Genomic DNA, 22718 nt, shown 5'->3' on the forward strand with positions numbered 1-22718 from the left:
AAATAGTAAATGAGAGATAAATAAAAGAAGCAACAAGGCTGTTAAAACAACCTTGTTGGATGAGTATTACTTGACAGCAGCTGAGCGTCCATATATGTCTTAATCTTCTTTCTTAATCTTCATTGGTCTACTATCGTTCTTTATTTTTTAGCGTGCTTGCACCCGATACCGAACCTTATTGCTCGTTCCAACATTATTCGTTAATTGTAATATGCCTTTTGTTATACCGGTTGGTATCGTAAATGTAAGACTAGATGGTGTATGAGTTGAAGGAACAAGTGTTTTATTTCCCATTATGATGCGGGTTTTATCATCAAACCCCACTCCCTTAAGCTCATATTGCTCACCTTCTTGAACTTTGATTGAGGCATATCCAAATATTAACGGTGAACCCGCTTTGTATGGGCTTAATCGCACTTCATTAGAACGCTTATTTCGAGTGTAAATAAATGCCTTATATTTGCGAAATGGTAGATTGAGCTCAAAGATTAGCGCTGAGTTAGTGTGCGATGTTGGCGCGATATTATAAATTTCTTCACCGTTATAGATAACCACTTTTGGGTTCTCCAGCCCGGCAAAGTCATCACCAGTAAATACAACACTATCGCCGATACGATAAATTCGAGGTAATGAATAGCCATTGTAATAACCGGCTTGAGAGGATATTTGTACACTCGGTGAATCGCTTAATCTAAAGCCTCGCACTCGCTCATACGGCTCGGCGTCATAAATATCTAACACTTTGTCGCCATCATTATCGAGATCGATAAAATCCTCAACCCCGTCTTTGTCAGAGTCTTCCGGCCATCCTTTCGCGTTGAGTTTTTCGTCGGCATCCGCTATGCCGTCATTATCAGAATCAAGATCCAAAAAGTTTAATTTATCATCTTGATCTGCATTTCCTGAGCCTTCGCGCTCATCACTAATGCCGTCGCCATCACTGTCTAAGTCTAATAAGTTAATTACCCCGTTATTGTCCTCATCAAGTGTAGCACCTTGCTTTACATAATATTCATAGAAGTCATGGATAGAGTCTCTATCGGTATCAATACGAGTTGGTTCAACACCAATTGCATATTCTGCATGATCATCAATACCGTCGGTGTCCTTATCTTTAAATACGTAAATTTCATAGGAATAGTCCGGCGCGCCACCCGAAAAATCATCAATGACGCTCAAATTGAATTTTCCGTCATGGGGTATTTTAGTCAGGATATGCGCCATTTTGAGTGCGCTATGGGTATGGATCTGCGATGAGTTGATCACAAAACCACCTTGCTCGGAAAAATACACTTTAGGCTTAAAATTATCGGAGCTATAGGTAATGCGAGCTGAGATATAGTCGCCCTTGTTTGCACTAAATTGGTACAAATCACCATTATCACCCGCATTTGAAATAACCCCTTTTACTTTAAACGGAAGTTGATGCGCAACTTTTACCGCATTGCTGGGGTTATCATTAGGTTCAATCTCGACAATTTCGGGATAACGAGCGCGTTGACTGTCAAATGGAAACTCATCATGCTCGTCTAACACACCATCACCATCTTCATCTTTGTTTTGCCAAGTTCCCTTAGTTGGGTCAAGCGAGCTATTATGTGGAGTTGCAAACACAATTGTACTAACCAGTGCAAGTGCCAATAAAATGCATCGTGATGTCATAAACAATCCTTATTAATGTTGTTTTTTAATTAAAGTCTTTCAAATTTTTCACCCTGCGACCCGCTTCATACTTGTACTCTTTCACTAATGATTTTGAATACATTACACTGGGTGTCTTCGTTACTTTGTCGTTACTGTTGCTCGGGGTCTCTTTGTTATTTTTGCTGCTTTCAGCACTCAACCTCCACCACGCTCTACGCTAAAACTGACTTTTGCACCACCGCTTGAGTTATTGCCTAGTTTGAGTTGTCCACCGTGGTTTTCAATAATAATGCGAGAGAGCATAAGGCCTATGCCGTTGCCATCAGCTTTGGTGGTGTAAAATGCTTCAGCAGCTTCGTTTAGGTTGGAAAAACCGGGGCCTGTATCTGTGACCGTAAACGCTAACTTGTCTGCATCGGAGGTGATGTTGAGTGTGACTTCTGGCGAAGGTGTGCACGCTTCTTGGGCATTGTTAATAAGATGGCAAAGCACCTGTTTGATTTGACTCGTATCAAAAAAACCGAGCAGGTCCGCTGTGCTTTCTACCTTTAGCTGAGGGTAGATACTTTGTAGCTGAGTGCAAAACTCACTGAGTGCAACAATCTGCTTATGCGCAGGAGGTAATTTGGCAAGTGAGGCATAGTTGCCCATAAAAGATTTAAGGTAATTGGCGCGCTCGTTGATGAGTGACAGCCCACTAGTAAACCTTTCTAAATCTAACTCACGGTCTAGGCGCTTGGTTAGGCTGCGAGCTATCGTACCAATCGGCGCTATGGTGTTATTGATCTCGTGACTTAAAATACGGACAAACCGCTGTAAGGCGTCTTTTTCTTGTTGATATAAAATACTATCGAGCTGTTTTAAAACCAGTAAAGTGCGAGGTTTATTGGCAATGTAGCAGCTGTCGTGTTCAAGCAAAAAAGCATGCTCGGTACCGTCAAGCATCACCGTAACCTTTCCTTGTTTTTGCTGAGCTTGTAATGACTGAAACCAGCGCCAGGCATCGTCTTTGTAACAGTCAAAAAAGGTGCGCTCAGCGTAGCTGTTGGCAAATGCAACGCTTTGTTTGTCAAACACGATAAGTGCACAATCAAGCTTTTCAATGATTTGCTTTAGCAGGTCGCTTTGCTCTGCCAGCGCTCGCTGATCGGCTTGCATGGTTTGTGCAAGCGCGTTTAAGTGTTCCACCGTTGAATATAATTGTGCGTCTTTGCCATGTGCCGCTCTTAGAGCATAATCGCCTTGGCGAAGCGATATCAACAAGGTATCAATGAGATTAATAGTGTTTTGTCTTGTAGAGCTATATTTATAAGTGAGCAGTGCAAAACACAGCGCAAATACCAAATCTAGCAATATAACGAGTGCAACCGGGTAATTGTGCACAAGGAGCAGAACGTTAGCAATAACGAGTAGTAATGCACTTAACAACCAGTGTCCAAATCGATAAAACAAGCTTGCTTATCTCCTACTCATATTTATCCATTTTGCGATACCACGCACTGCGCGATAGTCCCAAGCTCTTCGCCGCTTTTGATACATTACCACCGTGAAATTCCAGTCTTTTAAATAGTGCTTGCTCAATAATTTCATCCAGCGTTAAATCGTGATTTTCTGATGTGCTCACAGTAGCAGTATTCACCGATTGCAACGCTGAGTGCGGTGTGGGACTGAGCGCCAAATCGCTGGCAAATACTCGGGCGTTTGAACATGTAAATACCACGCGCTCCATCATATGTTTAAGCTCTCTTACATTGCCAGGAAAGTCATAAGCACTCAGTGCTTTAGCAGCACAAGGCATAATGATTGGTGGTGGTTTTTTGTAATCTTGACTAAAGCGCATTAAAAAACGCTCTGCTAATGGCAAGATATCCTCTGGGCACGCTCTTAAAGGCGGTATTTCTACTTCTATAGTATTTAATCGATAATATAAATCTTGGCGAAACTGGTTATTGGCAATCGCTTCATTGAGTTGGCAGTTGGTGGCAGAAATTATTCTCGCAGTATTATCCAAAACTTTGTGACTGCCAACTGCCGCGTACTTCCGCTCTTCTAGCACTTGAAGCAACTTTGCTTGAGATTGCAAAGATAAATTGGCAATTTCATCTAAAAACAACGAGCCATTACTTGCGAGTGTAAATGCACCCACTCGATCTGCTTTCGCATCAGTAAATGCCCCCTTTTTATGGCCAAATAACTCAGAGTTAAATAGCTCGTCGCTCACTGCCCCCATATTAATCGAAATAAAACTGCCACCAGCACGACTTGAGTGCTCGTGTACATACTGTGCGTAATAGCTCTTTCCTGTGCCATTTTCACCGGTCAGCAAGATGTTCATATCGCTTTGTGCCAACTGGGTGAGCTGTGTCAGCACACGCTGTTTTTTCTCACTTTGCGTAACAAAGTTGATCGTTTGTTGGGGCTGTTTAAGGCGTTCGTTTTCAGCAGATAGCCGCGCTAAATATTGTCTGTCAGCTCGCTTCTCGATTTGTACTTTGATGCTATGAGCAAGGCGCTCATCATCCCATGGCTTTTCAATGAAATCGGCCGCTCCTTGCTTTAGGGCAGTAACGGCAAGGTCTAATGTCGCCCAACCAGTCATCACCACAATGGGTAAAAGCGGATCTATTTGAATGAGCTTAGCAATCGCCGCCAACCCTTCTTTGCCACTGGTGGTGTCATGGGTAAAGTTCATATCCAATAGCACCAAGTCCACTTCCTGTGTACTGACATAATCAAATGCTGCCTCTGGTGTCACCACACCGTGACAGGCGTAGCCTTCATCCTCAAGTAAAAACTTCAGACTCGCTTGAATATCAAGCGAGTCGTCTACTATTAACACCTTTTTCAAATTATTATTCCATTCTTAAGCTAACCGCAGGTTGGACTTTTATGCTGCGTTTCACCGGGATATAAAGCGCAAGGCATACCGCAACAAATACCAGTAGCAAAGTAATGCTACCCGCACCAAACATAACACTAAACGGCACAATACCACGGAAAAAGTCTACAGCAAGATAACACAAGATATAGAAAATTAATGCAGAAATAGTCAGCCCTGTAACGGTATGAGTTAGATTTTTCTTGATAAATAACAACATGATCTGGCGATCTTTGGAGCCAAGCGCACGGCGGATGCCTATTTCATAGCTAGATTTATTAATATTACTAAGGCCCATGGCATAAATGCCGATTAAAGAAAGCGTTAAGGCAAATCCACCCACAATCAAAAACACATAAATGATGCTAGTGAATGCCCCCATCATAGAGCGATGGTTGTCGTAGTGATCAAAAACATAGCTAGTTTCGAGCTTACTTGAAAGCCTACCTAACACGCGATAGAACGCTTCATAACTTTGGCTTGGCGGCAGTTCAGTGACGAATTTAACCGCCATTGCGTTATCCTTTGGCGCATATTGACGAAAACTAAAATAGACCTCATGACGACGTTCACTGGCGACAACGCTCATTTCATCCACTGCTATGCCAATTATTTTAGCACTTGGCCATTTTGCATCACGTAACATCAGTGAGCGTCCTAATACATCCTCACTGCCAAACAAAGCCTTTGCGAGAGACTGACTAATGATCACCACGGGTGCCGCTTCTGTGTTGTCTTGTGCGGTAAAGTTTCTGCCGCTTTGCAGTTCGCGATTGAAAAGATGAGTTACAGCTTCAATATTTATGATTTTATCGGTGTAGACTTCGCCTTCGCTTGTTTGCACATCAAGTTCAATCTCACGCTGATACACGCGCCCTTCTTTAAAAGCAGGATCCAGTGTCATACCCACAACCAACGCGCTTGCCATTTCGACCGCTTTATCACTCGAAAATTCGTTTTCAGCTTGAAATTGCAGCTCAGTGGAATGCACCCCTTTGAGAGTCTCTCCGTCGATGTTTCCCGCCATAGAGTACATCACATAACCTATGGTGCTCGACGCCATCAGCATAAAGCTCACTAAAGTCACCTGCAAAGACAATAGCCGTTTTGACATCAATCCAGCCTGTTTGCCGGTTGCACCTCGCGTGCCGTCTCGCAGTACATCATTGATGTTAAAGTTAGCGGTTTTCACCGCAGGTAACAGCACAGCAATAGCAAATACAAAGCTTATCAACAACAATGACACCAAGATAGTGATGGTATTTAATTGCCAATACCACCAGTACGGCATTTTGCCACCAATCATCATATTAATAACAAAGTTTAGTGCCCGCAAACCGAGATCCGTTAGCAATAGCGCCACTACCCAACTGCTAAAGCAGTAAATAAAGCCCTCACAGGCATGCTGCTGAACAACTCTTAATTTTTTCGCACCAATCGCGGCACGAATAGCCGATTCTTTTTGTCTCTCGATTATTTTGGCAAAGAGTAAGTTACTAATGTTGATTGAGGAAATAAGCAAAATAAGTACGATACCTATCATAAATAGGGTAAATACAAATATCGCCTCACCATCAGTGTTGTATTCTACTAAAGTCATTGATTCAACTCGAACTGTTTTATCCACCTCGAGCTCTGACTGACTAGCGCGTTGCTTTGCATAGTCAGTGAAGAATAAACTTAAGCGTTGCTCCAGCTTTGACTCTACCACCTCGTTTGGCATCTTATAAATAATATCAATAGCATCAGCAGGTGCTGCGTTATTACCTTTAAGCGGTAGCCAGAGTTTAGAAAATATCGGGAAGTTATTACGTTTGGGCATCACGCCGATTATCTCGTAGGGCTTTTGATCAACGATCATCGTACGCCCAATAACATCTTCGCTACCTTGGAATAAATGCGACCATAGATAGTCTGAAATCACGACTACATCTTGAGCTGATCCCACAAAGTCCTCAGCGGTATAAAATCGCCCGAGCTCAGGCTTAATATCCATAAACTGGAAAAAGCGCTCATCAACATAGGAGCCTCGATAATGATTTCCTCGCTCAGCGTCACTTACCCAAACACTCACAGGTGCAATATAAAGCCACTCCTCAAGTTGCTTAACTTCATCAAGTTCTCGTAGTTGTGGCAGCATGCTATATTCAAATCGATTTTGCGTGCTGATAGGGTTGCGAACCTTGAAGATCCTGATTTCAGAGCTGCCATTCCCTACTTGGCTATGTGAGAATGCCACGGTATAAATATAATTAAAGCCAATCAATGATATGGTCAAACTACCAACCATAATAAACATCATCAATAACGTAAATCGCATTGATTTTGCGATGTTTCTCAGCGCATAGCGAAAATCTAAAAGTAATCCCATACTAAGCTCCAACGACTTTACTTACACGGTCAAGCTGCTTTTTATCTCGTAAAATATTGCCATCAAGCATTGAGATCACCCGGCTGGCGTAGGTCGTTGATTCAATATCATGCGTTACCATACATATCGTTTTGCCAGCAGCATGAAGCTCGCTCAACAACCCTAGCACTTGCTGGGCATTGTTTGAGTCTAAGTTACCAGTCGGCTCATCGGCGAGAATGAGGTCGGGGCTGTTAATCAACGCTCTTGCAACTGCGGCCCGCTGTTGCTGACCACCTGAAAGTTGAGAGGGAAAATGATTGACTCGGTTTTCTAACCCCACCATCGCCAGTGCATCTTTGGCTTTTTGCTCCATTTCTTTTTGGCTAATGCCGCCGATATAAGTCAGCGGTAACATGACATTTTCAAGTACATTTAAATCACTGATAAGATTAAATGCCTGAAAAATAAAGCCTATATGGTTAGCGCGAATATGAGCACGCTCGTCTGAGCTCAAATTAAATGCTTGGTTACCGCTGATAAAATACTCGCCGTTACTTGGCTCATCAATCAGGCCCAAAATTGACAGTAACGTAGACTTGCCGCACCCCGAAGGTCCCGTGATAGCCACAAACTCGCCGGGCTCTACCACGAGATTAATACCGTCTAGTGCTTGAGTTGCAATTTCATCCGTCTGAAACCGCTTTTTGATGTTATTAAGTTGAATGACTGAGTTCATAATAGTGTCCTGTTAACGCACTAGCACTTGGCTATCTTGAGTATACTTTTCCATATCGGAAATAATGATAGTTTGATTTTTATTAAGGCCTTCAAGCACTTCGATGTAGTTTACCGAACGCTGACCAAATTTAACCGTTTTTTTCGTCGCGAGATGTTTATTAACAACAAACACGCTCGCTTGATTATTTGCAATGGCATTGGCCGGTATTGCGACGAATATAGCCTCGGGTTTATAGCTCGTTACAATAACCCCTTCAATGTTGAGTTTATCTCTGGCTTCTCTTGGCAAAGCGTCTTCAATGCTCAGCTCCACTTCAACTTGGCTATTGGTGACTTTTGGGGAAACACGTTTTACGATGGCGTTAAAACGCGAAGTGTAAGTATCGATTGTAGCCGACTGCCCAACTTGTACATGCGGCGCATCTAGTTCCGCGATGTTTATCTTAGCAACCAGCAAACGCGGATCTGCCACCTCTGCAACTGAACTGGTATTAGACAATTGCATGCCCACTTCAATCAGCACATCCTGAATTTGTCCAGTGATTGGCGAGCGCACATCAAGCGCTGCGATATTCTCTTCAAGTAGCTTAATTTCGGATCGTAGGCTTGCTTGCTCAGCCAGCTGCGCTTTGGCTTTCGCCTGCTGTACTTGTTGCTGAGTGGCAACCCTAGCTTGCTGTAACTCCACTTGCTTTTGACTACGCTGCATTGCAAACTCGCTGCGTTGATGATCAAGCATAGAGATAGTGCTATTGCCCTTTTCTATTAAGGTTTTTTGCGCCTGCCACTGAATTTTGTCTGCTTTATAACCCAACAAAGCATCATGATGTGCGGTGTGGGCCTCTTGCACTTTGGCCTTTAACTCTGCAAGTTCAGCCTCATGTTGTGCTGAAATTTTGGTAAGTTGGCTATGTTTTTGAATGAGCGCTTCGCGCAGTGATGGATTTTCAAGCCGAGCAAGTAGCGTACCTTGAGTGACCATTTCACCCGGTTTAACCAGCACTTCAACTACTTTGCCGCCACTACTACTGGTAACCAAATGGCGTTTCTCCAATGCAAGACTACCAAGTCCCTTAACACTGAGTTCAAACTCGCCCTGTTGGACTGTAGCAACGATTAACTCTTCTTGGAAAACCACGTTTGATGCACTTTGGGTATACGCTTTGGCAAAAAACACCAAACCGACCACAAGTAGCACAATTACAAGCAATGCGAGCTTCTTAATCGGCATGCGCTTTGTTTTCGCCAGTTTTATATCCATACTTTGTACTCCACTTTGAGAATACAGTTGATGAATCAAATTTCAGGCCAAACTTTTTCTAATTATAAATCAATAACATAAAAATAAATTAAGATAATACCCGATAAAGCATGTCTCGAAAATGAGACACGACTACAGTAATGACTGTGCCAAAAGCGAGACAAAAGCTGAGCTATTTTTGCTTTGTCATTATAGAGAGGTCAATTCCTATTATATTTCTGAGCATGTTGCTGTTTGCGCCTCGTACAATGCGCTAAGACTTTGAGCTTTTCATCTTCGCTGTAACTTGTCCAGCTGGTGATTTCGTCCAACGTTCTAAAGCAACCTAAGCACACATCTTTATCATCCAAACAACACTTTCTGATGCAAGGAGATTGAACCAAATTACAACTTGAGTGTGACATCGCAGCTCCTTTAAATAGATTTACTCAAAATAACTTGCCGGAAAACAAGACTCTCTCTTTTTGCCTTTAAAATGATGGCAGACCTCTCCCGTTTCGGTATTAACTAAAAAGGAATGGTCAATATCCTTAAAGTAAAACCAAATGAACTCCATGTCTTCTTCTAAGAAGTGTTGTTCAAAAGTGGGCTCATCAAAATGCGCCGCTAGCGCATCAATATCTGTTATTTCATCGTAGCTAACGGCATAGACAGCTAGGCTCGTGAGCGTGGCTAAAACAAAAAATACCTTAACTAGGCCAATATGCATCTTGTTACCTTTAGTCATTTTATTGGACGAAATACATCATCTTCATCAATCAATATACAAACTGGGTGGGGCTATCCCCACCACATACGCACGACCTGTTGCGCGTCGTTTAACTCAATATTAAGTCGCTGAGGTTGATGATCTTGGGTAAGCATATCTCCAGATTGATACACCCTAACCACTTTTCCAACGATTGTTTGTAGGGATTTTGAATAATCAATATCTTGCACCATTTAACCCTTATTTATGCTGGATGTTTAAAGCCAACGACGCACTCTCCTTTGATAGCGTAAATAGGCATCTCCAAAAGTTTGTTCCATCATTTTTTCTTCAAATCGAATGTACCATCTGTCGGCAATAAGTAAAAAAGCAGTCACAAACAAAAATGACACGAGTGCACCACCGATTAATACGGCATAGCCTAGTAATGCAATGACAAAACCTAGGTACATGGGATTGCGGGTATATTGAAATACCCCAGCCTCCACTAATTTATCAGGCTTATTGAAAGTCATAATATCGGTTTCTTCCCTCGCGAATATCATGCTGCCCGACTTGGCCAGTGCAAACCCCAAAGCAATCGGTATTAACCCTAACAGATTTAAAGGGTAATAAATAAAATGTGGTGCAGCAATCAACCAACACACCACAGGCATCAATATGACAAATAAAAACAGTAAAATAGGAGGCAGTAGCTTTTTCATGATGTTATTCCTTACCTTTAGAACAATAATTAGAGATAAGGTAATGCGAATTTTGTTGCTGTGCCTTAACCTATGTTAAGCCAAGCTCTTTTCTAATTCTCGACAGCGATACATCCGTGATCCCAAGGTACATTGCGATATGGCGCAAAGCAACCGAGCGGCTTAATGCTTGATTTTCCGTGATAAAGCGTAAGTACCTTTCCTTTGCACTTAACTGGAGTAACGCCGCTTCGCGTTTCTCTTTTTTAAGCACTAACTGTTCATAAATTTTGCGCACAAACCGTCCCCAGTTGAGGTTTTGCTCAGATACAGTGATTAAATCAGCATAGCGAATTTCGGCAATAACACAGTCTGTTAGCGTTTGCGTTGAAAATGGACTCGGCTGTTCTTCTAGATAACAAGATAAACAAGAGAATGCCCCGCCCTTCTGTAGCAGAGATTTGTTCCGTTCATTACCCTTTTCATCTAGGTAGAAATAACGTCCATATCCATCTAATAAGAAATAAACACTCGAGATTTTCTCACCTTGTTCGAATAGCATCGTATCGGCTGTGATATGACCGATTTTTATATACGGAGCCATAAGAAGCCAATCCTCAAGTGAGAAGTCCACTAACCGCCCATATACAGCTAACCATTTTTGATAATTTTCGTTACTTGATTTAGACATTAGTGTAAGTGCTTTTCGAATATTAACAGGATTTTATTGTCGTAAGGTATCGTATCGAACTGCTGATATCCAAGCTTTTGGTATATGTGCTGCGCTCGCGTATTATCTGCAAAAACATCTAGCCAAACTCGCGTTATACGCAACTCCTCTAACACGTATTTTTCCATCTGATTTATCGCTTCTTGCCCTATTCCCAATCCCTTTTTAGCAACCACAATCCGGCAAAATTCAACACTTTTCAGTTCTGGTTCAACGGCTAAAATTATAAAGCCAACTATTTCACTATCTGAGTGGATTGTTAAATAGTGTATGTTGGGCTCAGAAAATAACTGCTGATGAACAAGCAGCGAATTGCTCAAGATAAATTCCTTATTATCATCCGCATTCTCCATTTTGCTCAAAGCTGGAGGTTGTGTAAAAAACCCCTTGAACTAATATGAGCATCTCATTCGCTTTTATAGTTAAGTAAGAGTTTTGAATTAAGTTCATTAATGAAAAGGCTATCCTGTAACCTCGATTCTTGCTCGATCAGCCACGCTTCAAAAACTTCTAATGTAGCTGACTGATAAAGTTGCGATAGCCAATCTTGGAGTGATATATCACAAGCCTCACATAAAGCTTGCTGACATAACCAAATATTTTCAGGCATCGCCACATTCTTACCATACTTGATGAGCTGAGAATGCTGAAAAGCACTTTTTATTCCGACAAGGCCAAGCTTCCCCTGTTCATCTATTGGTGCAAGGTGATTATCTTGCACAAAACGCGGCGATGCTGGGAAGTTGAACACGAACTCAGGAGATTCATAATTGGTGTACTCATATTTAACAATAGCGCCAGCAGATAAATTTGTCGCCTCACATGGAATAGTAAAAGGAATATTGAGGCTGCATTCATTTTCACCAAGGACATAATGGCCATAGACTATAATATCCGTTTGCAACTTAAAGCCATCTCCAGGCTGGTGGCTATCCGGGATAATCAACTCCCCACGTAATAACGTATCGTCACCACGGCTGAGCTTCTGTACCGAAGACTTCTGTAAGTTAAAAAATTCTCCAACGTGTATTTGCTCCCCTTTTCTATTTAACATTGCCGACAACGCGATAGACTCAGGGATCAAAATACCGTCTTCTTTTAGGTAGGGAAATAAGTGCTTGAAGATCCAAACTTGTGGCTCTCTTTTTAGTAATGCTGTCATCGTTTCAGAAATCACGATATCAAAGCTACATTTTTCTTCATCCTGCCATTTTAATGCATCACAACAAACCAAGCGTTCGATACGGTGCTCTACATCAAAAGCATCAATTAACTTTTTTACCGCAGCTATATTTTCTGGATGTATGTCAATCAGGGTTGCCCTAACAGGAAGGTTGGGATGTAGTGCTAACAATGGAAGCAGCAACGTGGCGTAAGGACCAGTGCCTGCGTATAAAATATGAACTTCAGATAACCCTTCTTGCTGTTTATCTTCGATAGCCGCTTTTACACCTTGCATAAAAATCAAACTGCGCAGCAGTTCTTGAGAGCATTTAGCTGCCTGAACAGGAGAAATAGCAACACCATATTCAGTATGAACACAACTCCAATCATTCATATCAAACTGAGTATCAACTCCACTCAGTGTACCAAAGAATTTGACAAACTCGTCAAACAAAGTTGTCAGTTCAGGAGACTCCTTATTTGCAGCGAAAATTCCTGTTAAACACCTGCTTTTAAAGCTATTTAGATCCATATGCTTTCCCATGATATAAAACGCTGTCGTATTAAGTACTTATTCTTATTTAAAGTATCATTTAAAGATAGAGTGTATATATTTGCAATAAAAACCTTAAATCAACTCACCGTGATCGGTTTTCTAGTTTGAATCAACAATATAAAAGTAGCGCTTAATTCATCATTTCGACAGCACCTACACCAGATCCAACATCAACACCTTCAAATGACTCACTATCTTGGTTACTACTAGCTGCACCACTGGCGCTGCTACGTAGAAGAAAATAACACCCTACTTTTTTGTAATTAAGTAATGAATTGGCGAGCATTGTGCTCGCCATTTTTGTTTACTCTCATCTCATTCATTGTTTCGGATCAAGTTGTTTCTGGTTATAGCTGCTAAGCTACCATCGAATCAATCAAGGAGCAAAAAGATGAAAGCAGCGTTAGTGCACCAATTTAAACAACCGTTAGAAATTCAAGAAATTGAGAAACCGCAACTTACACAAGGATCGGTCATCGTTGAAATAGCCGCCTGTGGTGTTTGTCACACCGACTTACACGCCTGTCATGGTGACTGGCCAGTTAAGCCTAAATTACCACTAGTGCCTGGTCACGAAGGTGTGGGTACTGTTATCGCAAAAGCTGACGATGTTAAACACCTAGCCGTTGGTGATAGAGTCGGTGTACCTTGGCTTCATAGCGCCTGCGGTCATTGTGAACACTGCCTAAAAGGCGACGAAAACTTATGTCCAGAGCAGTTAAATAGCGGCTATTCCGTCGACGGCGGTTACGCACAGTACTGTAAAGCCGATGCCAACTACGTGGTAAAAATCCCCGAAGGCTTGTCATTTGTCGATGCCGCTCCTCTATTCTGCGCGGGCGTCACCACCTATAAAGCACTAAAAGTATCGAAAGCTAAACCCGGTGAATGGGTTGCCATTATTGGTGTAGGAGGCCTTGGTCACTTAGCAGTGCAATACGCCAAAGCAATGGGGCTGAATGTAGTTGCAGTTGACACTGGCGAATCAAAGTTAGCACTAGCAAAAGAGCTTGGCGCCGATCTATGTATCGACTTTAAGCAGAGCGATCCCGCAGAGTTGATGCAAAATAAGCTAGGAGGAGTCCAAGCCGTAGTTTGTACCGCAGTCTCAAAGCCTGCCTTTACGACATCATTTAACAGCGTGAAGCGAGGCGGTACTTGCGTGCTCGTTGGCTTACCACCAGAGGAAATGCCTATTCCTATATTTGATACCGTTCTTAAAGGTATCAGTGTTGTTGGCAGCATCGTTGGTACCCGTCAAGATCTCACTGAATGCTTGCAGTTTGCCGCTGAGGGCAAGGTAAAGGCCATTATTGAAACCAAGCCACTTGAGCAAATCAACGATATATTTGACGATATGCTCAATAGCGACATTAACGGCAGGATCGTACTTACTTTCGACTAGACCCATCGAGCAGCCAAATACTTGATAGCCATTTGGCTGCTTTCTCACTTAGGCAAAGTGACAAGAGCCTAGAACGACCAACCAGAACGAGGGATGACAACGGCCAGAGAACAAATTGTTATTCCGAGCTTAGGTTAACTATACTTTGTGTATTCGAGTCTTAACAACGTTGAATACATGGCAGCCAGTCAAAGCAACATACTTCACCCAAGTCAGTCGTTTAGCTTTAAGTACTTCTACCATATATCAGCGCTCTCCATGCTGCTTTTTTTTCTTTCTGTGGTGTTCACATTTTTAGCATTCGTCAATAAAGAAGCGCAAGAGCAAGAAATAGAAAGAAATTTTAATCTTGTTCGTTTATCCCAAGAGTTAAGACTCAGCTCAGATCAACTCACCATGATGGCGCGGGCTTATGCCGCCACAGGCAACCCTAAGTTTAAGCAATTTTTTGATGAGATCTTAACGATCCGTAACGGCACTTCCCCTCGCCCTAAGCATTTGCACCGCGTTTATTGGGACATGTTGCTGGTCAAAGAGGGTCTGGCGCCATTTGAAAAAGAAGCACCAAAAGCGCTGCTGACATTATTATTAGAAAACGGAGTTTCTACGGATGAATTAACTATGTTGCGAAATGCAGAGGATAAAAGTGAAGCACTCGTGTCACTTGAGCGTGAAGCCTTTGAACTCGTGGTAGCAGGGAAAAATCAACAGGCCCTCAAGATTTTGTACAGCGAGGCTTACCTCCAAAGTAAAGTACATATAATGACGCACATCAATGCCTTTTTAGAACGCAGAGAGCAGGATTTCAGCTCACTCCTTGCAAGCAGCAATAAAAAGGTAAAATCCTATTATAGCGCCGCGTTTGTTTGTTTTATCTTGCTATTACTTAGTCTCATCGCGTTGTACAACTCTCGTTCGGCCATCCGTAAAAGTATTATTGATTATCTAAATACGGAGGTAAAAAGCCAAACTGAAGAGTTAATAGAAAAAAACAAAGCACTTAATCACGCGATCAGCGAACTCAGTGAGACTCAAAAACGCCTGATAAACGCCGAAAAGTCAGCAACGCTGGTGCGATTGATCCCAGGACTTGCTCATGAGATTAACACGCCGATTGGCGTCGCCATGACCGCTTCCAGTAACCAACTATTGCTTGTTGAAGGGGTAAGACAAAGGGTAAATAAAAATGAAATAGCTAAGTCTGCTTTATTGCATTCGATAGAAAATATCGAAAGCTGTGCCAAGCTCGTCGTCAATAGTACCGAGCGGATAACCGGTATTATCGACAAGCTCAAAATCATCACCAATACTGGATTTGAAGGAGAAGTAAAGCCAGTTTACTTACAACCGCTTATCGCACACTGTGTGAGTGAGCTTGCCAATCAACACCCACATATTGATATTACCTTAGATATTCCCGAAGTACTTGCTATCACCGCCCCAGAGAGATTGTTACAGCAGATTTTCCAACCTGTAATAGAAAATGCGTTTTACCACGCCTTTGCTGATAACTCAGTGCAAAGCCCATGTGTGATTATATCGGCTCAAACCTCAAAACTTGGATATACGATTAAAGTCACGGACAACGGCGGCGGTATTCCACATGAAATCAAAGATAAAGTATTTGATCCTTTTGTTGTCGGTAATCGCACACAAAAAGGCCTGGGCTTAGGGCTAAGTGTTGCGCTCGCTATTGTCACTCAGTATTTTAATGGCGTAATTGAGTGTGAAACAGAATCTAATTCCGGAACATGCATCATTATCAAGTTGCCGAGCTAGTCGCGCTAACGGACCCAGCCGATACTTAACAACACTCGAGTACCCGCTTCTACTTTTGAAACAGAATGCTCTGATTTATCGGGTCTAAAAAGTTTGATGCGACTGCTGCTATAGAGCGGATCTTTACACTTAAATTCACCGCCTAACTTCGCCCGCTTTAAAACAATATTTAGCCTGAAATGCTTCCCTGAAACGACTTTATCGGTGTGCGGTGGTACTTCGCATCCAGTCGGAAACTTCAGTAAATACATATCAAACTTAACCGGCCACATCGCGGTTGCTAGTAACATTTTTTGATAGCCGGACTGTTGTCTGCCAAGTTGCCAGCGAAAATACTTTGCTTTACTTTCCATAAATGCACACTTTAAGCTTCATTATTATTGTGGCAATGCTTTGTAAATAGAATACAGAGGAACAACGCACTGCCACTCTTCCTGAGAAATAGAGTACACAGCTTGGTTGAAGCACTCGTTCCGATAAACACCTGCACGACGTAATATGCCATCAAAACACGCACCAAGTTGCTCAACCAACCGGCGTACTAAATCATTACGCTCGTCGACTCTAAATTCAACCAAAGCGAAACCTAGCGTATTCAAATACTCTGTCACGAATAAACAAAACACCTTGTCGAACAGAGTATCGTGGATAAACCAACTCTCTTCTACCAGCACTTTTTTGGCCGCTGAGTCATCGACTGTAATTAAGATCATGCCAAGCATTTCGCGCGTTTGAGTTTGCCGCACACAAATACAGTGCTTTGATTTATCTTCAGCTGCTTGTAAAAAAGGTACTAGCACTCTTTGTTGTCGCAACTTTAATAACTCTTCGGCATCGTACTCTTCACCATATCTAAGCGAAAACAGACGCTCCAACCGTTGATATTCACCCGCTCTTAACGTTCTCAAAGCAAATGCCGAGTCCGAAAATTCAACACGGATGTCACTTATGGGGACGTTGTTTTCATCTGGTGGGGCGATCATTGGCTTTTCTGAGTGACGGTTGCATAACTCAGATTATTACATCTATTCAAGTCTAAAAGCTATGCCTGTGACTTCCCATCAACCTCAAACCACAAATAGCCCGTAAAGAACGAGCACAACCAAAGTCAACGCAAAACCAATTCGGATCCGTTTAAGTACGGTCTCATCATTCAGTGTTTTAAAAATCACACCACCTAATACCAGCCACATTGTGTCGACCACTATCGCCACCACGTAGCACACGCTAGCGGCAAGTAGCGTAGCAACTAGGTTTGAGCTTGCCGGCACCGAAGCCGTCGCAAAAATAGCGATACAAGCCGCGTAGGCTTTGGGGTTGAGGAGGTTAAGAATAAACCCATCCTTAAAGCTCGGTAGCTGCGCACCTGCACTGCCAAGCGCCGCGTTGTTTGCTGCAATTTTGTAGGCAACATAAATTAAGTAGGCGGCTGCAAGCCATTTGAGTACAAGCGTCACCTGAGGCTGACTCACCAGTAACCCTGCAATTCCAGTGGCTGCAAAGATCACCGCAACAAGCAATCCTGTCAAAATACCTGCTAAGAATGGGAAGCCTTTTTTAACACCTTGACTCGCCCCCGTTGCAGCCAGCGCAAGTGGCGCAGGACCGGGTGAACCAAGCAACACCGCGGTTGTGATTGCCACAGAAAGTAAAGCTTCAAACATCATATCGTCCTTATGAATTTCAAGTCTGCATGGTGGAAATCAAAGAAAAAGCCGAATGACAGGCACACCTTAACGACCAAGCAACAACTCGGGAGTTTTCTTATGTAGAGAATAAGGCTCTTGGGAACAGAGCCTTTAATTTAGTATGGAGCTACGCCTCTGGGACGCGAACTCGGCCTTCCATTAGCACGCGAGCGCTGCGGCTCATGACGGCTTTTTTAGCTTGCCAACGACCAGACTCTTGCAGTGCTTCAGCGCCAACCTTTAAGGTGCCTGACGGATGTCCAAAGGTCACGGAGTTAAGATCACCACCACCAGCGGCTTCGTTAACTAGAGTGCCAGGAATTGCCGCCGCGGTTGCTATCGCCACAGCGGCAGTTCCCATCATCGCATGGTGCAACTTACCCATAGATAAGGCGCGAACGTTTAAGTCGATGGTATTGGCTGCCACCGCTTTACCGCTCGACGCAGCATAAGATTTAGCAGGTGCAACGAAGGCAATTTTTGGGGTATGTTGGCGAACTTTCGCTTCGTCAATATGACCTATTAAACCCATTTTAACTGCGCCATAAGCACGGATCTTTTCAAATCGCTCTAGTGCAGCTGGGTCTCCATTAATTGCTTCTTGTAACTCTGTACCTTCATAACCTAAATCGGAAGCACGGAAGAAAAGCGTTGGGATCCCGGCACTTATCATGGTCACTTCAAAGGTGCCTTCATCAGGCACAGTTAACGTATCGACGAGATTGCCCGACGGAAACATATCAACATCTGGGTCGCTTGGATCCATAAACTCAACCACCACTTCTGCTGCTGGGAAAGTTACGCCATCCAGTTCAAAGTCGCCCGTCTCTTGCACTTCTCCATTGCTGATTGGAACATGCGCTACTATGGTTTTGCTAATATTCGCCTGCCAGATTTTAACGACAGCAACACCGTTCTCTGGCACTTTATTCGCATCGACTAAGCCATTGCTGATTGCAAATGCCCCCACCGCAGCCGTTAAATTGCCACAGTTTCCGCTCCAATCAATAAATGGTTTGTCGATAGCAACCTGACCAAATAAGTAGTCCACGTCATGGTCGGCTTTGTCGCTTTTACTTAAGATCACGGTTTTGCTGGTACTAGAAGTTGCACCGCCCATGCCATCGGTATGTTTACCATAGGGATCTGGGCTGCCAATCACACGTAGCAGCAAGTTATCTCGCGCTTCACCCGGTTGCTGCGCGTACTCGGGTAAATCTGTTAAATTAAAGAACACCCCTTTAGAGGTGCCGCCACGCATATAAGTGGCGGGAATTTTAATTTGCGGCTTAAATTGACTCATGGTTATACGCCTTCCGCTTCGAGGAAGTCTTGAGCGAAGCGCTGCAGTACACCACCTGCAGAGTAAATAGACACTTCTTCAAAGGTATCTAATCGACAAGTCACAGGCACCTCTACACGCTCACCACTTTGACGGTTAATCACGAGTGTTAATGTAGCACCAGGTGCCGGTTCACCCTCAACGTCATAGGTTTCTGTGCCATCGAGCTGAAGCGTTTTTCGGGTCGTGCCCGCTTTAAACTCAAGCGGTAGTACACCCATACCGATTAAGTTAGTACGGTGAATACGCTCAAAGCCTTCCGCTGCGATAACTTCTACCCCAGCTAAACGCACACCTTTTGCAGCCCAGTCACGAGACGAACCTTGGCCGTAATCTGCGCCTGCAACGATGATCAGCGGCTGTTTACGCTCCATATAGGTTTCGATGGCTTCCCACATTCTGGTGACTTTGCCTTCAGGCTCAACACGCGCCAGTGAACCTTGTACTACTTCACCGTTTTCTACCACCATTTCGTTTAACAGTTTGGGGTTGGCGAATGTCGCACGCTGCGCCGTTAAGTGATCACCTCGGTGTGTCGCGTACGAGTTGAAATCTTCCTCTGGTAAGCCCATTTTGGCCAGATATTCACCCGCCGCACTGCTTGCTAAAATCGCATTCGATGGCGATAAATGGTCAGTCGTGATGTTGTCCCCTAAAATCGCTAATGGACGCATGCCTTTCATGGTACGCTCGCTCGCGAGTGCCCCTTCCCAATATGGAGGGCGACGAATATAGGTACTCGTTGGACGCCACTGATAAAGTGGGTCGTTGTCTTCACCATAGTCTACCGAGAGGTCAAACATTGGCTCATAAACGGCGCGGAACTGCTCTGGTTTTACGCTTTCTTTGATCACCGCATCGATTTCTTCATCGCTTGGCCAGATATCTTTAAGCGTGACTGGATTGCCCTCTTGGTCGCGACCTAAAACACCATTTTCAATATCAAAGCGCACGGTGCCTGCAATTGCATAAGCCACAACCAACGGTGGTGAAGCTAAGAAGGCTTGTTTTGCGTAAGGGTGAATTCGACCGTCAAAGTTACGGTTACCCGATAACACTGCCGTTGAGTATAAATCACGGTCAATCACTTCTTGTTGAATTTTCGGATCAAGTGCGCCACTCATGCCATTACAAGTCGTACAAGCAAAGGCAACAACACCAAAACCGAGCTGCTCAAGCTCAGGTAGGAGCTTTGCCTCTTCCATATAAGAACGTACCGCTTTTGACCCCGGTGCAAAAGACGTTTTCACCCAAGATTTACGAGCAAGGCCTAATTTATTGGCATTACGTGCTAGCAAGCCTGCGGCAACTACGTTGCGTGGGTTACTGGTATTCGTACAGCTGGTGATAGCAGCGATGATCACCGCGCCATCTGGCATCAAACCATCTTTTGGCGCTTCAATCTCTTTAACGATACCTTGATTAGCAAGGTCGTTAGTTGCAACGCGGCGATGCGGATTTGAAGGACCGGCAATATTACGCGTCACCGTCGACAAATCAAACTTAAGTACACGCTCGTACTGCACGTTTTGTAAAGAATCAGCCCAAAGCCCTGTCAGCTTAGCGTATTTTTCCACCAACTTGATTTGCTCGTCATCACGGCCTGTGAGCTTCAAATAATCAATGGTTTGCTCATCGATGTAGAACATGGCCGCGGTTGCGCCATACTCTGGTGTCATGTTTGAAATTGTCGCACGGTCACCTAAATTAAGGTCTTGCGTACCTTCACCAAAGAATTCTAAGTAGCTAGAAACGACGCGCTCTTTACGCAAAAACTCAGTGATCGCCAGTACGATATCCGTTGCGGTGATCCCTGGTTGGCGTTTGCCAATGATTTCAACACCAACAATATCCGGCAATCGCATGTAGGAAGCACGGCCAAGCATCACGCTTTCTGCTTCAAGGCCACCCACACCAACGGCAATAACACCAAGTGCATCAACGTGTGGCGTGTGGCTGTCGGTGCCAACAAGCGTATCAGGGAAGGCAACACCGTCGCGCGCTTGAATAACTGGCGACATTTTTTCTAAGTTGATTTGGTGCAAAATACCGTTGCCTGGCGGGATCACATCAACGTTTTTAAATGCCGTTTTGGTCCAGTTGATAAAATGAAAACGGTCGTCATTTCGACGGTCTTCAATCGCGCGGTTTTTCTCAAATGCATCTTCTTCATAACCGGCGTGCTCTACAGCCAAGCTGTGATCCACAATCAGTTGAGTCGGTACGACTGGATTGACTTTAGCCGGATCGCCGCCTTTTTCAGCGATAGCATCACGCAAACCCGCAAGGTCGACTAGCGCAGTTTGACCCAAAATATCATGGCAAACCACGCGAGCAGGAAACCACGGAAAGTCCAAATCGCGACGACGCTCGATAATTTGTTCAAGATAATCATTGAGTTTTTCAGGCTCAGCGCGGCGTACTAAGTTTTCAGCAAGGACGCGTGAGGTGTAAGGTAAAGTCTCGTAGCTACCTGGTTTGATGGCTTCTACCGCTTCTTTTGTATCGTAATAGCAAAGCTCAGAATCAGGTAAACGTTTACGGAATTGAGTATTCATAACAACTTCCAACAATCGGTGACGGAGAACAGGCGGCCATGGCGACCGCCAGAATAGATTCGAACAGTGTTCGATTAACGCTCAGATATGGCTGGAACTGGGCGTAGCTCCTCGCCAGTATATTCCGCCGATGGACGAATGATACGGTTATCTGCGCGCTGCTCCATAACGTGTGCAGCCCAACCTGTTAAGCGTGACATAACAAAGATTGGTGTGAACAATTTAGTCGGGATCTTCATGAAGTTATAAGCTGATGCATGGAAGAAATCGGCATTACAGAATAGTTTTTTCTCGCGCCACATGACTTCTTCACAGCGTACAGACACAGGGTAAAGTACCGTATCACCCACATCTACCGCTAGTTTTTCAGACCAACGTTTGATGATTTCGTTACGAGGGTCACACTCTGAATAGATAGCGTGGCCAAAGCCCATGATCTTTTCTTTACGCTCTAGCATGCCCATCATTTCTTGCTCTGCGTGATCCGCAGATTCAAAGCGCTCAATCATTTCCATTGCCGCTTCGTTTGCGCCACCGTGAAGTGGACCACGTAGAGAACCAATTGCACCAGTAATACATGAATGCATATCAGAAAGCGTTGAGGCACAAACACGCGCTGTAAAGGTCGACGCGTTAAACTCGTGCTCTGCATAAAGGATAAGTGATACGTGCATCACACGCTCATGTAGCTCACTTGGTTTTTCGCCGTGCAATAAGTGTAAGAAGTGTGCACCGATTGAGTCGTCATCCGTCTCCACATCAATACGAACGCCATCATGGCTAAAGCGATACCAGTAACAAATAATGCTTGGGAAGCTTGCTAGCATGCGATCGGTTACTTTACCTTGCTCATCAAAGCTTGCTTCACCTTCAAGGTTGCCAAGCATTGAACAACCCGTACGTAATACGTCCATTGGGTGTGCGTCAGCAGGAATACGTTCTAATACTTCTTTTAATGCCTGCGGCAAACCGCGCATTGCTTTTAGCTCGCTTTTATAAGCGTCTAGTTCAGCTTGATTTGGTAAATTACCTTTAAGGATAAGGTGAGCCACCTCTTCAAACTGACAATTTTCAGCTAGATCCTTTACATCGTAGCCACGATAAGTCAAACCTGAGCCCGACTTACCTACCGTTGATAGTGCTGTTTTTCCTGCTACTTGACCACGAAGGCCCGCGCCACTTAGTACTTTAGCCATATTATTGTCTCCTGAATTTTTTACCTGCTGGGTA

22 protein-coding genes are annotated in these 22718 nt (G+C 43.8%); 2 read left to right on the forward strand and 20 right to left on the reverse strand.

Features of this window, described 5'->3' with window-relative positions:
* Positions 1 to 147 precede the first annotated feature (147 nt).
* The 14 genes from MHN32_RS13570 to MHN32_RS13635 all read right to left on the reverse strand — a co-directional run bounded on the left by MHN32_RS13570 (position 148) and on the right by MHN32_RS13635 (position 13002).
* A complete protein-coding gene (locus MHN32_RS13570) occupies positions 148 to 1662 on the reverse strand; it encodes an MSCRAMM family adhesin SdrC (protein ID WP_239422032.1) in 1515 nt (504 codons plus the stop codon).
* A 177-nt stretch (positions 1663 to 1839) separates the two neighbouring features.
* The gene (locus MHN32_RS13575) at positions 1840 to 3096 is read right to left on the reverse strand and encodes an ATP-binding protein (RefSeq protein WP_239422034.1); all 1257 of its coding nucleotides are present in this window, start codon (positions 3094 to 3096) and stop codon (positions 1840 to 1842) included.
* A 13-nt stretch (positions 3097 to 3109) separates the two neighbouring features.
* Positions 3110 to 4492 (reverse strand): sigma-54 dependent transcriptional regulator, encoded by a 1383-nt coding sequence (locus MHN32_RS13580; RefSeq protein WP_239422036.1) that lies wholly within the window; start codon positions 4490 to 4492, stop codon positions 3110 to 3112.
* 4 nt (positions 4493 to 4496) lie between these two features.
* Positions 4497 to 6893: an ABC transporter permease gene (locus MHN32_RS13585; protein ID WP_239422038.1), complete on the reverse strand. Its 2397-nt coding sequence runs from the start codon at positions 6891 to 6893 to the stop codon at positions 4497 to 4499.
* Position 6894: 1 nt separating this feature from the next.
* On the reverse strand, positions 6895 to 7611 hold the full coding sequence (locus tag MHN32_RS13590; RefSeq protein WP_010603799.1) for an ABC transporter ATP-binding protein: 717 nt from the start codon (positions 7609 to 7611) through the stop codon (positions 6895 to 6897).
* A 12-nt stretch (positions 7612 to 7623) separates the two neighbouring features.
* Positions 7624 to 8874, reverse strand: coding sequence for an HlyD family efflux transporter periplasmic adaptor subunit (locus tag MHN32_RS13595; protein ID WP_239422040.1), 1251 nt, complete (start codon positions 8872 to 8874; stop codon positions 7624 to 7626).
* Positions 8875 to 9074: 200 nt separating this feature from the next.
* Positions 9075 to 9278 (reverse strand): DUF1289 domain-containing protein, encoded by a 204-nt coding sequence (locus MHN32_RS13600; RefSeq protein WP_102058347.1) that lies wholly within the window; start codon positions 9276 to 9278, stop codon positions 9075 to 9077.
* Positions 9279 to 9298: 20 nt separating this feature from the next.
* Positions 9299 to 9583: a hypothetical protein gene (locus MHN32_RS13605; protein WP_239422041.1), complete on the reverse strand. Its 285-nt coding sequence runs from the start codon at positions 9581 to 9583 to the stop codon at positions 9299 to 9301.
* Positions 9584 to 9654: 71 nt separating this feature from the next.
* Positions 9655 to 9816 (reverse strand): I78 family peptidase inhibitor, encoded by a 162-nt coding sequence (locus MHN32_RS13610; protein WP_010603803.1) that lies wholly within the window; start codon positions 9814 to 9816, stop codon positions 9655 to 9657.
* Positions 9817 to 9840: 24 nt separating this feature from the next.
* On the reverse strand, positions 9841 to 10287 hold the full coding sequence (locus tag MHN32_RS13615; RefSeq protein ID WP_239422043.1) for an isoprenylcysteine carboxylmethyltransferase family protein: 447 nt from the start codon (positions 10285 to 10287) through the stop codon (positions 9841 to 9843).
* 70 nt (positions 10288 to 10357) lie between these two features.
* Positions 10358 to 10957 carry a Crp/Fnr family transcriptional regulator gene (locus MHN32_RS13620; RefSeq protein WP_239422045.1) on the reverse strand — a complete coding sequence of 200 codons (600 nt, stop codon included), beginning with the start codon at positions 10955 to 10957 and terminating at the stop codon, positions 10358 to 10360.
* Positions 10957 to 11316 carry a GNAT family N-acetyltransferase gene (locus MHN32_RS13625; protein WP_239422047.1) on the reverse strand — a complete coding sequence of 120 codons (360 nt, stop codon included), beginning with the start codon at positions 11314 to 11316 and terminating at the stop codon, positions 10957 to 10959. The genes MHN32_RS13620 and MHN32_RS13625 overlap by 1 nt, the downstream gene beginning before the upstream one ends.
* Before the next feature lie 86 nt (positions 11317 to 11402).
* Positions 11403 to 12692: a class I SAM-dependent methyltransferase gene (locus MHN32_RS13630; protein ID WP_239422049.1), complete on the reverse strand. Its 1290-nt coding sequence runs from the start codon at positions 12690 to 12692 to the stop codon at positions 11403 to 11405.
* A 154-nt stretch (positions 12693 to 12846) separates the two neighbouring features.
* Positions 12847 to 13002, reverse strand: coding sequence for a hypothetical protein (locus tag MHN32_RS13635; protein ID WP_206472577.1), 156 nt, complete (start codon positions 13000 to 13002; stop codon positions 12847 to 12849).
* Positions 13003 to 13107: 105 nt separating this feature from the next.
* On the opposite strand from MHN32_RS13635, the gene adhP reads away from it, so the two are divergent.
* On the forward strand, positions 13108 to 14121 hold the full coding sequence (adhP, locus tag MHN32_RS13640; protein WP_102058341.1) for an alcohol dehydrogenase AdhP: 1014 nt from the start codon (positions 13108 to 13110) through the stop codon (positions 14119 to 14121).
* 177 nt (positions 14122 to 14298) lie between these two features.
* Positions 14299 to 15900, forward strand: a complete 1602-nt coding sequence (locus MHN32_RS13645) for a HAMP domain-containing sensor histidine kinase (RefSeq protein ID WP_239422050.1) — start codon at positions 14299 to 14301, stop codon at positions 15898 to 15900.
* A 5-nt stretch (positions 15901 to 15905) separates the two neighbouring features.
* Here the strand turns inward: MHN32_RS13645 and MHN32_RS13650 are convergent, their stop codons facing one another.
* From MHN32_RS13650 to prpC, 6 genes are all read right to left on the reverse strand, one after another.
* Positions 15906 to 16253: a 2OG-Fe(II) oxygenase gene (locus MHN32_RS13650; protein WP_010603807.1), complete on the reverse strand. Its 348-nt coding sequence runs from the start codon at positions 16251 to 16253 to the stop codon at positions 15906 to 15908.
* Positions 16254 to 16277: 24 nt separating this feature from the next.
* Positions 16278 to 16883, reverse strand: a complete 606-nt coding sequence (locus tag MHN32_RS13655; RefSeq protein WP_010603808.1) for a GNAT family protein — start codon at positions 16881 to 16883, stop codon at positions 16278 to 16280.
* Positions 16884 to 16967: 84 nt separating this feature from the next.
* On the reverse strand, positions 16968 to 17567 hold the full coding sequence (locus tag MHN32_RS13660) for a LysE family translocator (protein WP_239422051.1): 600 nt from the start codon (positions 17565 to 17567) through the stop codon (positions 16968 to 16970).
* Positions 17568 to 17715: 148 nt separating this feature from the next.
* Positions 17716 to 18891, reverse strand: a complete 1176-nt coding sequence (prpF, locus tag MHN32_RS13665) for a 2-methylaconitate cis-trans isomerase PrpF (RefSeq protein ID WP_239422053.1) — start codon at positions 18889 to 18891, stop codon at positions 17716 to 17718.
* Between the two features lie 2 nt (positions 18892 to 18893).
* Positions 18894 to 21488: a Fe/S-dependent 2-methylisocitrate dehydratase AcnD gene (gene acnD / locus MHN32_RS13670; RefSeq protein ID WP_239422055.1), complete on the reverse strand. Its 2595-nt coding sequence runs from the start codon at positions 21486 to 21488 to the stop codon at positions 18894 to 18896.
* A gap of 74 nt (positions 21489 to 21562) precedes the next feature.
* A complete protein-coding gene (gene prpC, locus MHN32_RS13675) occupies positions 21563 to 22684 on the reverse strand; it encodes a 2-methylcitrate synthase (RefSeq protein ID WP_239422057.1) in 1122 nt (373 codons plus the stop codon).
* Positions 22685 to 22718 lie beyond the last annotated feature (34 nt).

The sequence above is a fragment of the Pseudoalteromonas sp. Of11M-6 genome (genome assembly GCF_022347905.1).
In the GTDB taxonomy this organism is placed as follows: domain Bacteria; phylum Pseudomonadota; class Gammaproteobacteria; order Enterobacterales; family Alteromonadaceae; genus Pseudoalteromonas.

What these genes read in the sequence shown, in the direction of transcription:
- MHN32_RS13620 (WP_239422045.1), bottom strand. Translation starts at nt 10,957, where the DNA reads ATGTCTAAATCAAGTAACGAAAATTATCAAAAATGGTTAGCTGTATAT.
- MHN32_RS13635 (WP_206472577.1), bottom strand. Translation starts at nt 13,002, where the DNA reads ATGCTCGCCAATTCATTACTTAATTACAAAAAAGTAGGGTGTTATTTT.
- MHN32_RS13660 (WP_239422051.1), bottom strand. Translation starts at nt 17,567, where the DNA reads ATGATGTTTGAAGCTTTACTTTCTGTGGCAATCACAACCGCGGTGTTG.
- MHN32_RS13595 (WP_239422040.1), bottom strand. Translation starts at nt 8,874, where the DNA reads ATGGATATAAAACTGGCGAAAACAAAGCGCATGCCGATTAAGAAGCTC.
- prpC (WP_239422057.1), bottom strand. Translation starts at nt 22,684, where the DNA reads ATGGCTAAAGTACTAAGTGGCGCGGGCCTTCGTGGTCAAGTAGCAGGA.
- MHN32_RS13600 (WP_102058347.1), bottom strand. Translation starts at nt 9,278, where the DNA reads ATGTCACACTCAAGTTGTAATTTGGTTCAATCTCCTTGCATCAGAAAG.
- acnD (WP_239422055.1), bottom strand. Translation starts at nt 21,488, where the DNA reads ATGAATACTCAATTCCGTAAACGTTTACCTGATTCTGAGCTTTGCTAT.
- adhP (WP_102058341.1), top strand. Translation starts at nt 13,108, where the DNA reads ATGAAAGCAGCGTTAGTGCACCAATTTAAACAACCGTTAGAAATTCAA.
- MHN32_RS13610 (WP_010603803.1), bottom strand. Translation starts at nt 9,816, where the DNA reads ATGGTGCAAGATATTGATTATTCAAAATCCCTACAAACAATCGTTGGA.
- MHN32_RS13630 (WP_239422049.1), bottom strand. Translation starts at nt 12,692, where the DNA reads ATGGATCTAAATAGCTTTAAAAGCAGGTGTTTAACAGGAATTTTCGCT.
- MHN32_RS13590 (WP_010603799.1), bottom strand. Translation starts at nt 7,611, where the DNA reads ATGAACTCAGTCATTCAACTTAATAACATCAAAAAGCGGTTTCAGACG.
- MHN32_RS13615 (WP_239422043.1), bottom strand. Translation starts at nt 10,287, where the DNA reads ATGAAAAAGCTACTGCCTCCTATTTTACTGTTTTTATTTGTCATATTG.
- MHN32_RS13645 (WP_239422050.1), top strand. Translation starts at nt 14,299, where the DNA reads ATGGCAGCCAGTCAAAGCAACATACTTCACCCAAGTCAGTCGTTTAGC.
- MHN32_RS13570 (WP_239422032.1), bottom strand. Translation starts at nt 1,662, where the DNA reads ATGACATCACGATGCATTTTATTGGCACTTGCACTGGTTAGTACAATT.
- MHN32_RS13585 (WP_239422038.1), bottom strand. Translation starts at nt 6,893, where the DNA reads ATGGGATTACTTTTAGATTTTCGCTATGCGCTGAGAAACATCGCAAAA.
- MHN32_RS13655 (WP_010603808.1), bottom strand. Translation starts at nt 16,883, where the DNA reads ATGATCGCCCCACCAGATGAAAACAACGTCCCCATAAGTGACATCCGT.
- prpF (WP_239422053.1), bottom strand. Translation starts at nt 18,891, where the DNA reads ATGAGTCAATTTAAGCCGCAAATTAAAATTCCCGCCACTTATATGCGT.
- MHN32_RS13605 (WP_239422041.1), bottom strand. Translation starts at nt 9,583, where the DNA reads ATGCATATTGGCCTAGTTAAGGTATTTTTTGTTTTAGCCACGCTCACG.
- MHN32_RS13650 (WP_010603807.1), bottom strand. Translation starts at nt 16,253, where the DNA reads ATGGAAAGTAAAGCAAAGTATTTTCGCTGGCAACTTGGCAGACAACAG.